The sequence below is a fragment of the Aurantimonas litoralis genome (assembly GCF_026153195.1).
Classification (GTDB): domain Bacteria; phylum Pseudomonadota; class Alphaproteobacteria; order Rhizobiales; family Rhizobiaceae; genus Aurantimonas; species Aurantimonas coralicida.
Genome location: NZ_JAPFBM010000010.1, coordinates 104,164 through 116,925 on the forward strand (window position 1 = coordinate 104,164; position 12,762 = coordinate 116,925).

At 68.4% G+C, this 12,762-nt stretch carries 12 protein-coding genes; 3 read left to right on the forward strand and 9 right to left on the reverse strand.

Going from position 1 to position 12,762, the window contains the following annotated elements:
* Positions 1 to 15 precede the first annotated feature (15 nt).
* On the forward strand, positions 16 to 999 hold the full coding sequence (locus tag N7I30_RS18285; protein WP_498640741.1) for an alpha/beta hydrolase: 984 nt from the start codon (positions 16 to 18) through the stop codon (positions 997 to 999).
* A gap of 124 nt (positions 1,000 to 1,123) precedes the next feature.
* On the opposite strand, the gene N7I30_RS18290 is transcribed toward N7I30_RS18285, so the two are convergent.
* Positions 1,124 to 1,342, reverse strand: a complete 219-nt coding sequence (locus N7I30_RS18290; protein WP_024351475.1) for a hypothetical protein — start codon at positions 1,340 to 1,342, stop codon at positions 1,124 to 1,126.
* A gap of 102 nt (positions 1,343 to 1,444) precedes the next feature.
* The gene (locus tag N7I30_RS18295; RefSeq protein ID WP_188077435.1) at positions 1,445 to 2,629 is read right to left on the reverse strand and encodes a pyridoxal phosphate-dependent aminotransferase; all 1,185 of its coding nucleotides are present in this window, start codon (positions 2,627 to 2,629) and stop codon (positions 1,445 to 1,447) included.
* Positions 2,630 to 2,947: 318 nt separating this feature from the next.
* Here N7I30_RS18295 and N7I30_RS18300 point away from each other — a divergent pair, with 318 nt between their 5' ends.
* The gene (locus tag N7I30_RS18300) at positions 2,948 to 3,904 is read left to right on the forward strand and encodes a fumarylacetoacetate hydrolase family protein (RefSeq protein ID WP_498640744.1); all 957 of its coding nucleotides are present in this window, start codon (positions 2,948 to 2,950) and stop codon (positions 3,902 to 3,904) included.
* 62 nt (positions 3,905 to 3,966) lie between these two features.
* Here the strand turns inward: N7I30_RS18300 and N7I30_RS18305 are convergent, their stop codons facing one another.
* The 7 genes from N7I30_RS18305 to N7I30_RS18335 all read right to left on the reverse strand — a co-directional run bounded on the left by N7I30_RS18305 (position 3,967) and on the right by N7I30_RS18335 (position 11,450).
* The gene (locus tag N7I30_RS18305) at positions 3,967 to 5,289 is read right to left on the reverse strand and encodes a TRAP transporter large permease (protein ID WP_188077433.1); all 1,323 of its coding nucleotides are present in this window, start codon (positions 5,287 to 5,289) and stop codon (positions 3,967 to 3,969) included.
* A 6-nt stretch (positions 5,290 to 5,295) separates the two neighbouring features.
* Positions 5,296 to 5,880 (reverse strand): TRAP transporter small permease subunit, encoded by a 585-nt coding sequence (locus N7I30_RS18310; protein ID WP_498640747.1) that lies wholly within the window; start codon positions 5,878 to 5,880, stop codon positions 5,296 to 5,298.
* Positions 5,880 to 6,926 (reverse strand): TRAP transporter substrate-binding protein, encoded by a 1,047-nt coding sequence (locus N7I30_RS18315; RefSeq protein ID WP_009209242.1) that lies wholly within the window; start codon positions 6,924 to 6,926, stop codon positions 5,880 to 5,882. Before N7I30_RS18315 ends, N7I30_RS18310 begins: the two co-directional genes overlap by 1 nt.
* A gap of 268 nt (positions 6,927 to 7,194) precedes the next feature.
* Positions 7,195 to 8,910 (reverse strand): thiamine pyrophosphate-requiring protein, encoded by a 1,716-nt coding sequence (locus N7I30_RS18320; RefSeq protein ID WP_498640749.1) that lies wholly within the window; start codon positions 8,908 to 8,910, stop codon positions 7,195 to 7,197.
* 14 nt (positions 8,911 to 8,924) lie between these two features.
* The gene (locus N7I30_RS18325) at positions 8,925 to 9,407 is read right to left on the reverse strand and encodes a MarR family winged helix-turn-helix transcriptional regulator (RefSeq protein WP_498640751.1); all 483 of its coding nucleotides are present in this window, start codon (positions 9,405 to 9,407) and stop codon (positions 8,925 to 8,927) included.
* Between the two features lie 286 nt (positions 9,408 to 9,693).
* Positions 9,694 to 10,626: a dihydrodipicolinate synthase family protein gene (locus tag N7I30_RS18330; RefSeq protein WP_498640753.1), complete on the reverse strand. Its 933-nt coding sequence runs from the start codon at positions 10,624 to 10,626 to the stop codon at positions 9,694 to 9,696.
* 71 nt (positions 10,627 to 10,697) lie between these two features.
* Positions 10,698 to 11,450, reverse strand: a complete 753-nt coding sequence (locus tag N7I30_RS18335; RefSeq protein WP_187390975.1) for an SDR family oxidoreductase — start codon at positions 11,448 to 11,450, stop codon at positions 10,698 to 10,700.
* 214 nt (positions 11,451 to 11,664) lie between these two features.
* Between N7I30_RS18335 and N7I30_RS18340 the strand changes: the two genes are divergently transcribed.
* Positions 11,665 to 12,741 (forward strand): Ldh family oxidoreductase, encoded by a 1,077-nt coding sequence (locus tag N7I30_RS18340; protein ID WP_498640755.1) that lies wholly within the window; start codon positions 11,665 to 11,667, stop codon positions 12,739 to 12,741.
* Positions 12,742 to 12,762: the final 21 nt, after the last annotated feature.

Consider the following 12,762-nt stretch of genomic DNA (forward strand, 5'->3'; position numbering starts at 1 on the left):
GAACGGACGCTGCCCTTGCTCTGGAAAACGCTTATCGCTCTCGTTGTCGTACTGCTGCTGGCCGGTGCAGCCGTCTGGCTGTTCGGACCGCGCGAACCGGTGGAAACGACGATCCGCTTCGATCCCACCGCCATCGGCGCCGATGCCGACGCCTATCTGGCGCGCACCGAGGCGGACATTCCCAATCTGCGCCCGAACGCGCAGAAGGAGATCGTCTGGGCCTATCCGGCCTCGCGCGCCCGCACCCCGATCTCGATCGTCTATGTGCACGGCTTCTCCGCCGCCAAGGGCGAGACCCGGCCTCTGGCCGACACGGTCGCGGCATCCTTGGGCGCGAACCTCTTCTACACCCGCCTCACCGGCCATGGCCGCGACGGCGCCGCGATGGAACAGGCCGACGTCAACGCCTGGCTCAACGATCTGGCCGAAGCGGTCGCCATCGGCCGCGAGATCGGCAACCGGGTGATCGTCATCGGCACCTCGACCGGCGGCACGCTGGCGACCTTCGGGGCGACGCAGCCGGGCCTGATGGAGGATGTGGCGGGACTGGTGCTGATCTCGCCGAATTTCGGCCTGCTCGACCGCTGGGCCTTTGCGCTGGACCTGCCCTGGGCGCGCGATCTCCTGCCCCTGGTCGGCGGCGAGACCCGCGGCTTCGATCCGCTGAACGACCCGCAGGCGGAGAACTGGACGACGCGCTATCCGATCGGCGCGCTGGTCCCGATGGCGGCCCTGGTGCGCGAAACCCTGCGGGCCGACATCTCCGGCATCGCGCTTCCGGTCCTCACGCTGTTTTCGCCGAACGACCGGATCGTCGATCCCGCCGCGACGGAAGCGGTCATGGAACGCTGGCAGGGTCCGCGCGAAGTGGTGGAGGTGCCGGAGAGCGGCGATCCGGCGAGCCACGTCCTGGCGGGTGATATCGTCTCGCCGCAGACGACGGACGAACTCGGGACGCGGATCGTCTCCTGGATCGAGGCCCTGCCTCCGACCGACTGATCTCGGACTGCTGCCGGGCGGGCGTTGGCGCGGACGCGGCATTACCGGTCGTTACTGCCAGCAGACTGCCCGAAATGAAAAATGGCGGATGGCTGCGCGCCACCCGCCATCGATAGATCCTGCCTCAGGCGGCGTCGCCGTTCGGTGCGCCGTCTTCGGGATGCACCGAAGCCAGAAGCTTCGCCGCGTCCTGTGCGTCCTGGGGCGTGAAGACGAGGCCAATGGGCGCGTCGCCATTGCGGATGATCAGGGCGACATTGCCGTCGGGGAGCTGCGAAACGCCCTCCAGCTTCTCCACCATGACACCCTGGATGCCGTTCTCGTTGTCGTTCTGATCGGACATGCCGTCTCCTGGTGTTCGGGGTAAGCTCTCCAACCTAATCAGTCGGCCCCAGAGTTAAACCACCACACCCGGATTTCCCGGCATATCCATGGCCCGCCGCTGTCAGGCAGGCGCCGACTGCGAGCGCAGGAAGCCATCGACGCGCTCGAGGGCCCGCACGATGTTCTCCTCCGAATTGGCGTAGGACAGCCGCACATAGCCCTCGCCGAGAATGCCGAAATCCGGCCCGCCGATCAGCGCGACGCCGGCTTCCTCCAGAAGGGCCGAGGCCAGCTTCTTGGCCTTCCAGCCGGTCTGCGAGATGTTCGGGAAGGCGTAGAACGCGCCCTTGGGCGTCGCGCAGGATACGCCCGGCAGCGCGTTCAGCCCCTCGACCACCACCTTGCGGCGGCGATCGAAGGCCCGCATCATCGTCTCGACGTCGTCCTGCGGCCCGTCGATCGCGGCGATGCCCGCGAACTGGCTCGGAGCGTTGACGCAGGACCAGCAATTGACCGCCAGCTTGCGGATCTTGTCCATCAGCACCTCGGGCCAGATCGACCAGCCCATGCGCCAGCCGGTCATCGCCCAAGTCTTCGACCAGCCGTTCAGGACGATCAGCCGGTCGCGGATTTCCGGAAAGGTCAGGAGCGAGCAATGCGCCTCGCCGTCATAGGTCATCACGTCGTAGATCTCGTCCGACATGATCGCCACGTCCGGATGGTCGGCGAGGCCCTTCACCAGCTTCTCGATTTCGGCGCGCGGGGTCACGCCGCCGGTCGGGTTGGCCGGCGAGTTGAGGATCAGGAGCCGCGTCTTCGGGGTAATCAGCGACAGTGTCTCCTCGGCCGAGAAGGCGAAGCCGTTCTCCTCGCGCACCGGCACCGGCACCGGCGTCGCGCCGGTGAACTCGATCATCGAGCGATAGATCGGAAAGCCCGGATCGGGATAGAGGATCTCGGCGCCCGGCTCGCCGAACATCAGGATCGCCGCATACATGGTCGGCTTGCCGCCCGGCAGGATCATCACCGATTCCGGCGAGACCTCGATGCCGGTGGTCGCCAGCGTCCGCCGCACCACGGCCTCGCGGGTGGCGATCAGGCCATTGGCCGGCGTGTAGCCGTGATGGCCGTCGCGCAGCGCCTTGATGGCCGCCTCGACGATATGCTCCGGCGTGCGGAAATCCGGCTGGCCGATGCCCAGATTGATGATGTCGCGGCCCGAATTGGCAAGGGCGGTGGCACGTGCGAGCACCGCGAAGGCGTTCTCCTCGCCGATGCGGTCGAAGGCGGAAACCGTATGCAGCATGTTCGTCTCTCGAAAGGCCCGGGCATCTGAAGGGACGCACGCGGATCCGTGGCTCGTCGGGGTTTTGCGGCGCAAAGCCGATGCGCGATCCGTATGGCATCCCCCGTCCGCTGTCGAGTTCGGCCGCCCCCCGCCGTCCCGCCGCCGGCCGCGCTCGGCGCCCGGTTGAGGCCGGTAGGGAGCCGACGCGAAACCCGCCCCACATTCCCGCATGCGTGCTAGGCTCGACGTCGCCAGGGCCCGGCAGGTGGAGTCCGGGAACCGGCCGGCTTGCCGGAGCAGGTGCTGCGGCAGCCTCTTGAGGAGGATCCCCGACGCATGAAACTTGCAACCATCAAGGATGGCAGCCGCGACGGCCGCCTCGTCGTCGTCTCGCGCGATCTCACGCAGATGACCGACGCCGCGTTCCTCGCCCGGACCCTGCAGGCGGCGCTCGACGACTGGGCGCGCGTCGCGCCGCATCTGGCAACGCTGGCCCAGAGCCTCGAAACCGGGGCGGTGCCGGCCGAGCGTTTCCACGAGCACGATGCGGCCAGCCCCCTGCCCCGCGCCTATCAATGGGTCGAGGCCGCGACGGACGCTGCCGGGCCCGACGACGGGCCGGAGCTTCGCCAGGGCGCGTCGGATGCGATCCTCGGCCCGCGCGAGCCGATCCTCGCCGCCGACGAGGCATGGGGCATCGATCTGGGCGGTGGCATCGCGGTGATCACTGGTGACGTGCCGATGGGCGCGGGGCCCGCAGAAGCCCGCGAGGCGATCCGTCTGGTCATGCTGGTCAATGCCGTCGCGCTACGCGGCTCCACCGATTCACCTGCGGGCACCGATGGCCGTCCTGGCGCGGCAAGCCCGGCCTTCTCCCCCGTCGCCGTGACGCCGGACGAACTCGGCGACGCATGGGACGGCGGCCGGCTCAGCGGCACGCTCTGCGTCGATCTGAACGGCAAGCCGCTGGGCCGGGTCGATGCGGGCATCGGCACGCGCTTCGATTTCCCGGCGCTGGTCGCGCGGGCAGCGCGGACGCACCGCCTGGCCGCCGGCACGATCGTTGGCTCGGGCGCGATCGCCGACCAGCCGGAAGGCGGCCAGGGCGCCTCGATCGAGGCGGGCGGCTCCGGCCATTCCAGCCTCGCCGGCCTTCGCCGCGCCGAAGCAGCCGGCGGTGGCGATCCGGACACGCCGTTTCTCGGCTTCGGCGACACCGTCCGCATCGAGATGCTGGACGAGCGCCGGCATTCGATCTTCGGCGCCATCGAGCAAAGCGTCGAAAGCGCCTGACCAACTGACGGCACGCGTTCCCGGCTTTGTCGGGAACGCGACTGCGCGGCCGTCAGCTCTGCCTATTGCAGCAGGCGCGGCAGCAGCAGCGAGATCGCCGGGAAGGCGATCAGCAGCAGCACCCGCACGATCTCCGATCCGAAGAACGGCATCACGCCCTTGAAGGTCTCGCGCATCGGCACGTCCGGGGCGAGCGAGTTGATGATGAAGACGTTCAGCCCCACCGGTGGCGTGATCAATCCGAGTTCCACCACCACCAGGATGATGATGCCGAACCAGATCTTGGTCTCCTCGGGGCCGAGCCCGAAATCGAGCCCGGCGACGACGGGCCAGAAGAACGGGATCGCCAGGATCACCATGGAGAGGCTGTCCATCAGGCAGCCGAAGATCAGGAACGCCACGATGATCAGGGCAAGGATCTGGAACGGCGCAAGGCCGCTCTCCTGCAGGAAGCCGGCGGCGGCCTGCGGCACGCCGGCCCGGGCCATGAAGATCTTCAGAAGTTCGGCGCCGAGCAGGATCAGGAAGATCATGCCGCTGGTGCGGGCCGTCTCCAGCAGCGCCTCGACGAAGCTGCCCCAGTTCAGCCGTCCGAGCCCGAAGCCGTAGATGCCGACGAGGAAGACGCCGATCGCGGCCGCCGCCGTCGGGCTGTAGATGCCCGCATAGATGCCGCCGATGACGACGCCGAAGATGATGGCGACCGGGATCACCGCGATGCTCGCCGCCACCAGTTCCTGGCGCGGCACCGCCTCGCCCACCGGGCCGGAGCCCGGGACGAAGCGGACATAGATGGCGATCGTCGCCATGAACATCAGCATCGCCAGGATGCCCGGGATCAGCGCGGCGGCGAACATCGTGACGATGTTGGTCTCCACGATGATGGCGTAGACGATGAGCACGACGGAGGGCGGGATCAGGATGCCCAGCGTGCCGCCGGCGGCGATCGTGCCGGTGGCGAGCGACGGCGAGAACTTGTAGCGGCGCAGTTCCGGCAGTGCGACCTGCCCCATGGTCGAGGCCGTCGCCGTGGACGAGCCGGACAGCGCGCCGAAGCCGGCGCAGGCCGCGACCGCCGCCATGGCGACGCCGCCATGGAAGCGTCCGAGCCAGGCATTGGCGGCGCGGAAGAGATCGCGCGAAAGGCCGCAGCGCGACGCCAGCCCACCCATCAGGATGAACATCGGCAGCACCGACAGATCGTAGTTCGAGAACTGCGCGTAGGCGAGGTCCTTGAGCTGGTACAGGAGCACCGTCGAGCCCGACTGGATCGCCGTGCCGGCCATGCCCACCAGGATCATCGTGTAGGCGATGGGCACCCGCACGGCGATCAGGAACAACAGCAGCAGAAGCCCGAGAATGCCGAGCAGGAACGGGTCGATCATCGTGGTCTACTCGCTCGCTGTCGCAGGAGTGTCCTCGGTCCATTTCGGCTGGCCGCGCATGCCGGCGACCCCGTCGAGGATCGTCACCACGGCCGCGAGGAACAGCAGCGCGAGCGACAGGAGGATGGGCGGAAAGGCGGTCCACAGCGGCAGCTTCAGCACCGGCGTGACCTCCGGATACTGGATGTAGCTGCCGAAGCCGTAGGACATCTGGCGCAACAGCAGCAGCGCGAAGGCCGCCGCGAAGATCGCCGAGAACAGCGCCATCGCGGCCTTGGCCCCCTCGCTCATGCCTTCGGTGAAGATATCCACCGTCACGTTGGCGCCGGCCAGCTGGCAGTACGGCAGGAACATGAAGATGCCGATGGCGACGAAATGCTTGACCAGTTCATGGTCGGCCGGGAACGGCGCCGAGAAGGCGATGTTCGAGCCGGCGCTCAGCGCCGTCATCACGGCCAGCCCGGTCAGAAGGATGCCGCCGGCCAGCGCCCAGTAGCGCACGAGACGTGCGACCAGCCGGACGCCGGCGGCCAGCCGGCCTGTGCGGCGGGGCGTGTCCGCCCCGCCGCCATTTGTGTCGTCGCGGACCATCAGGACTTGTGCTTGTCCATGGCCGCCCGCGCCGCCGCCACGAGGGCCGCGGAATCGAAGTCGGTGTGGTCGGCCTGCCATTTGTCGACGACCGGTCCGAGCGCGTCGTTGAAGGTCTGCATCTCCTCGGCGGTGAGCTGGATGTGCTCGTTGCCGGCGTCGACCGCGACCTGGATGCCGTGATCGTCGGCGCCGCGCCAGATCTCGGCGACCTTGCGCAGGAACGCCTCGTCGGAGTTCTTGTCGAACACCGCCTTCAGGTCGTCCGGCAGCGCTTCCCAGCGACCCTTGTTCATCGAGACCTGGAAGGTGGTCGTACCGAACCGGTTCTTGTCCGGTCCCTCGATCTGGTACTGGGTCACCTCCTGCAGCTTCAGCGGCGGGATGATCTCCCAGGGGATCAGTGCCCCGTCGACGGCGTTGGTGGACAGCGCCTGCGGCAGGTCCGGCACCGGCATGGTGACCGGGGTCGCGCCCATCGCGGTGACGACGTCGTTGCCGGTCGGCCCCGGCACGCGCAGCTTCTTGCCCTGGGTATCGGCGACCGTGCGGACCGGGCTGTTGGCCATCTGGATCGCCTGTCCGGCATGGACGTGGTTGAACAGCAGATGCACCGGCTCGTATTCCGGCGCCAGATATTCGTCATACATCTCACGCATCGCCAGATTGGCAGCCGCGATGTCGTTGGTGAAGATGGTCGGCAGTTCGAACACTTCCGAGCGCGGGAAGAGGCCGGGCGTATAGCCGTTCACCGTCCACACGATGTCGACGACGCCGTCTGCGACCTGCCGGAACAGCTGCGGCGGCGCGCCGCCGAGGGTCATCGACGGGTAGATCTCGATCTTCACCCGGCCACCGGAATCGGCCTCGATCGACTGGGCCCAGGGCTCCAGCATCTGGCTGTGCGCCGGCGCCTTGGGGCCGAGGAAGTGATGCAGCTTCAGCGTCACCTCGGGCTCGGCCGCCCAGCTCTTGCGCATCAGCGCGGGGGCGGCGAGCACGCCCGCCGTCGCCGCCAGGAACTGCCGTCTCTTCATCCTCAACATCGCGTCCTCCTCTTCGCTTGTTCCGGACGACACCGTCGGGTGCTCCGGTACCGGGTGCGGATCGTCTCCCGCCGCATCCCGCTTACCTCGTTCGACCTCCGGCAGCGCCGGCAAACTCGTTTTGCTTCCAACTAGATTGTCACGCCGCGAGGGGCTTAGCCATCCCTACCCCATCGCCATGCGACCATTGTTGGAGAACCTCTGGACGGCGAGCGGTTCCCGATATCCCGGGCGGCATGTGCCCCGCTGATCGAGCCCTCGGCGTTGCTCATGCGGATGCCAGCCAGACGTCGAGAACCGCCGAGCGGCCCTGGTTGCGCACCATGTCGAACGCCTCGGCCACCGCCGCCTCCATTTCGTCGGGCCGCTCGACCCGGCGCGCATGGGCGCCGCCGGCCGCCGCGGCGATGTCGGCATAGCGCGGCGGCGGGTCGAAGCCGATGTCGAGATCGTCGGCCCGGCTCGCATAGCCGTCGGGATGAACGCCCATCGCCGAGAAGCGCGGCGCCTTCCAGCCCCGGTTGTTGTAAACGATCTGCACGAACGGCGTGCCGTATTTCGCGGCCATCCAGTGCACGCTGGACGGCACCGAGAACATGTAGGAGCCGTCCCCGGTCATCGCGACGATGGTCTTGTCCGGCGCGGCGAGCTTGGCGCCGATGGCCGCCCCGCCGTTCCAACCAAGCGACCCGCCGCCGGAGGTGAAGATCGAGCCCGGCGCGGTCATCCGCATGTGGTTGAAGATCACCGGGTAATTGGTGATGCCTTCATTGAGGACGATGGTGTCGGCGTCGATGTGCCGGCGCACGCAGGCCGTCGCGAATTCCGGCGTGATCGCGTCCGGCGCGCCGGCTTCGAGCGCGACAAGGCCCTCGCGCCGGGCCGCGCTTGCGGCCGCATGATGGCGGCTGCGTCGCTCGACGATCTCCGCCGCCGGCTGCCGTGCGTCGAGCCTGGCATTGAGCTGTGCGAGGGCCGTCGCGGCATCGGTGCGGAAGGCGTGGCGCGCACCGATATACCAGAGCGGCATCGCCTCCTTCAGCGGATCCACATCCAGATGGATGATCGTCGCATCCGCCGCCGGCTTGCTGATGGTCGGGATCCACGGCACGTCGCTGTCGATGACGATGACGCAGTCGGCTTCGGCCAGCGCCGCGTTCTGGCGCGGCTCGTTCCACTGATTGCCGCGATAGAGCGGATGGTCGTGCGGAAAGTTCATGGCGTTCGGCACCGATTCCAGCACGCCGATGCCGAGGCGTTCGCAGAAGCGGACGAGCTCGGGCACCGCCTCGGGATTGCGCCCGACATAGGAGGTCACCACCAGCGGTCGCTCCGCCTTCGCGACCGCGTCGAGGATGGTGCCGACCGCCGCCTCGGGCAGTGCGGCGGGGGCGAGCACGCCCCATTGGCCGGGATCGATCGTCACCGGCTCGGCGAGTTCCTCCTCCATCACCTCGCGCGCGCCCATCAGATAGACCGGGCCGCGGGGTTCGGAGCCGGCGAACTGCATCGCCCGGTGGACGAGCTGCTTGACGTTGCGCCCGGTGCGGACCTCGTTGTCGTATTTCATGTAGCCGCGCACGATACCGCGCTGGTCGTGGACGTCCTGGATCCACTGGATGAACTCGTTGCGGCTGCCGCGCATCTCGCCTTCCTGGGTGAAGGGCGAGGCGCCCGCGAAGATCAGCATGGGCACGCGGCCCCTGGCGGCGTTGTGCACCGCGCCGGCCAGCGCCTGGGTGCCGCATTCCACATGCACGATGACCGCCTGCGCCTGTCTGGAGACCTGCGCGAATCCCTGCGCCGCGCTCATCCCGGCCATCTCGTTCGGACAAGTGATGACGCGGGGCACCGGGCGCCCCTTGGCGCGGGCCTCGGCGATCGCCTCGATCAGGCCGGGATGGTCACTGCCGAAATTGACGAAGAGATGGGTGACCCCCGCTTCCATCAGGGCTTCGAGAAAGGCGGTGCTGGCGGTGTACATCGGCGACGTCCCTCTCAATCCAGCGCAGCGATCAGGCGGCGCAGCATGTCGAGAAGCGCGGGCTTGCCCGCCCCGACGATGGCGTCCAGCTCCCGGTCGTGACGGGCGGCGCATTCGGCCAGATGCGCCAGCTTCTCGCGGCCCCTGTCGGTCAGGTGCAGACCGTGGCTGCGGCGGTCGGCGGTGCTCGGACAGCGCCTGATCAGCATCGCCCGGTCGAGGTCGCGCAGCACCGGCGTCAGGGTGGACTTGTCGCGGCCGGCCGCGCGGCTCAGCGCCAGCGGCGTGACACCCGGATTGTCGTTGATCAGCGACAGCACGGCGAAATGGCCGGGCCGCAGATCGGCTTGCGCCGCATGGCGCTTGAAGGATTTGAAGGAGGCGTTCTGGGCAAGCTGAAGATGGAAGGCGATGTAATTGTCCAGCGCACCGCGGCGGACCGGATCGTCACCGCGCAAAGGACTGTCCGGCTCCGCGGCCTGCCGTGTCGCTGACATGCTTCCCCTCCCAAGGCCGCCGGGCGAAACCGCCCGGGTCGCCGCAAGGACGACCATGCCCGGAGGCTAGGCGAGAGAATGACCCGCCGCAACTAGTTTTATCACAAACCAGTTTCGGCTGGCGGCAAGCAGGGGTTGCCGGCACGCAGGCCGATTTCCCGTACCAGAATGACGAACGGCCCGGGCGCTGGAGAGCACCCGGGCCGTCGGTCGTGTCGTCGATGAGCGGGTGAGCGCCCTCCCCGTCGCGCGGGTCAGGCGTCAGCCGACGCCGGGGCTTACCCGCCTAGCGGCCCCAGCGCAGGACCAGCGGGTCGAGCGTGCGGGCAAGCTCGAGGAGACCGGCGCGCGTGTCCGGATGCGCCGGGGCGATCGGCTTGCGCACCGCGTCGGAGGCGATGATGCCGCCTTCCTTCATCAGGATCTTCGCCGTGGCGAAGCTGGTCTGGCGGTTCTCGTAATTGATCAGCGGCAGCCAGCGGGCATAGGCCGCCACGGCCGCCTCGCGGTCGCCGGCGAAATAGGGATCGATGATCTGGCGGATGCCGTCGGGAAAGCCGCCGCCGGTCATGGCGCCGGTGGCCCCGGCGTCGAGATCGGCCATCAGCGTGATCGCCTCCTCGCCGTCCCACGGACCCTCGATCGCGTCACCGCCGAGCGCGATCAGTTCGCGCAGCTTGGAGGCGGCACCGGCCGTCTCGATCTTGAAATAGGAGACGTTCTCGATCTCGGCGGCCATGCGGGCGAGCAGTGCCGGCGGCAGCGGCGTGCCGGCGACCGGCGCGTCCTGGATCATGATCGGGATGGAGATCGCGTCGGACAGGGCCTGGAAGAATTCGAAGACCTGCTTCTCGCCGACCCGGAAGGTCGCGCCGTGATAGGGCGGCATCACCATGACCATGGCCGCGCCGGCGGCTTCCGCCGCCTTGCAGCGGGCGACGCACACATCGGTGGAGAAATGGCTGGTGGTCACGATCACCGGCACCCGGCCCGCGACATGCTCCAGCGCCAGATGCATCTGCTCATCGCGCTCGGCATCGGACAGGACGAACTGCTCGGAGAAGTTCGCCAGGATGCAGATGCCGGTCGATCCGGCGTCGACCATGAAGTCGAGCGCCCGGCGCTGGCCGTCGAGATCGGGCGCACCGTCCTCGGTGAAAATGGTCGGCGCGACGGGATAGACCCCGCGATAGGGCCGGACGGCGGAACATGCGGTCATCGTGTTTCCTGCTCTGCTGGTCAGTCTCGAAGGCGTCCGGGCCGGTCTGGCCCGGACGATGCGTGGCAGCGTCAGCCGCGACCGACGAAGGGCATCTGTGTCGCCATGACGGTCATCGTCAGGACGTTGGCCTCCAGCGGCAGGCTCGCCATGTGCGCCACGGCGCGGCCGATATGGCCGGCGTCGATGGTCGGCTCGACCGCCGTGGTGCCGTCCGCCTGCAGCACGCCCTTCGACATGCGCGCAGTCATCTCGGTGGTGGCGTTGCCGATGTCGATCTGGCCGCAGGCGATGTCGAACGGCCGGCCGTCCAGCGCGGTCGCCTTGGTCAGGCCGGTGATGGCGTGCTTGGTCGCCGTGTAGGGCGAGGAATTCGGCCGCGGCGTCGTCGCGGACACCGAACCGTTGTTGATGATGCGGCCGCCATGCGGCGTCTGGGCCTTCATCATGCGGAAGGCTTCCTGCGTGCAGAAGAACGCGCCGGTGAGATTCGCACCGACCACCGTGTTCCACTGCTCGGCGGTGAGCTCTTCCATCGGGATGGCCGGCGAGCCGGCGCCGGCATTGTTGACCAGCAGGTCGAGGCGGCCGAAGCGCTTCTCGACCTCGGCGAAGAGCGCCGTGACGGAGGCCTTGTCGGAAATGTCGGCCGGCACGACGACGGTCTGCGCCTCGCCAATGGCCTTGGACGCCTCATCCAGCACTTCGCGGCGGCGACCGGTCATCACGACCGTGAACCCGTCGGCGACCAGCGCCGTGGTGATGGCCTTGCCAACGCCGGTTCCTGCGCCGGTTACCACGGCAATCTTGTTCTGCGACGTCATCGCGTCGACCTCCCCTGATTCATCATACGACCTGGTCGCGTTTCGCCCCCGCGAAACGCCATTGCAGCATGGCGACGTGTGGTCGTTCGTCGGTGCCACCGCTCCCATACGCTGCTGCGATGCCGCTTGACAACGTCGGCAGCGGATGATGGCGTCCATCCCAAGCGATCGCCCTGTCATAAGATCGCAGCAAGAACCGGCCGGAGGAAACGGCATGCAGTCCGAGACAGCCGAAAGGGTCGCCAGCGCGACCTGGCGGCGACAGGCCCTGGCGATTCTGTCCGCATGGGGCATGAGCGATGCGCATGCGGCGGTCACCGCCGACGTGCTGGTCGCGGCCGACCTCATGGGCATCGATTCCCATGGCCTGACCCTGTTGCCGCTCTACGACCAGCAGCTCCGCAATGGCGGCGCCACCGCGACGCCGAACATCGAGGTCGTGCACGACATGGGCGCCGTGGCGCTGATCGACGGCGATGCCGGCTTCGGCCAGGTGCCCGGCATGATGGCCGTCGACATGGCCGCCGAGCGAGCCGGACGTTTCGGCATCTCCGCCATCTCGATCCGCAATTCCAACCATTACGGCGCCGCCGGCGTCTATGTGCGGCGGCTTGCCGAACAGGGGCTCGTCGGCATCTCGACCTCCTCGGTCTGGCGGGCCGGCATCGTGCCGACCGGCGGGTTGGCGCCCAAGCTCGGCACCAATCCCATCGCCTTCGCCGCCCCGTCGGCACGCGGCCAGCCCTTCCTTCTCGACATGGCGACCTCCACCGCCGCGATCGGCAAGCTCAAGCTGGCGCAGCGGGCCGAGACGGAACTGCCGGAAGGCTGGGCCCTGACGCGGGAGGGCACGCCCCAGCGCGATCCCAATCTCGCCCTGCTCGATCCGTTGCTCGCACCGCTGGGCGGCCATAAGGGCTATGGGCTCGCGACCATGGTCGAGGTGCTGTCCAGCGTCCTGTCCGGTGCCGCGCTGACACCGCTGCGCGGGGCGCCCGGCCAGAAGCACGATGTCGGCCATTTCATCCTGGCCCTCGATCCCGCGATGATCCGCGGCTCGCGCGCCGCCTTCGAGGCCGACCTCGACCGCATGGTCGATGGCCTGCGTGCGACCGACCCGATCGATCCGGCCCATCCGGTGATGGTGGCCGGCGACCCCGAATATGCCCGCGAGGCCGACAGGCTGGCGCACGGCATCCCCTTGTCTGCGAAGCTCGCCGCGCAATTGCGCGAGATTGCCGAACGGGCGGGCGCCGCCTTCCTGTTCGAGCGGGAGAGTGCGCCGACGTGACCGACCGTCCCTCGGGGCGGA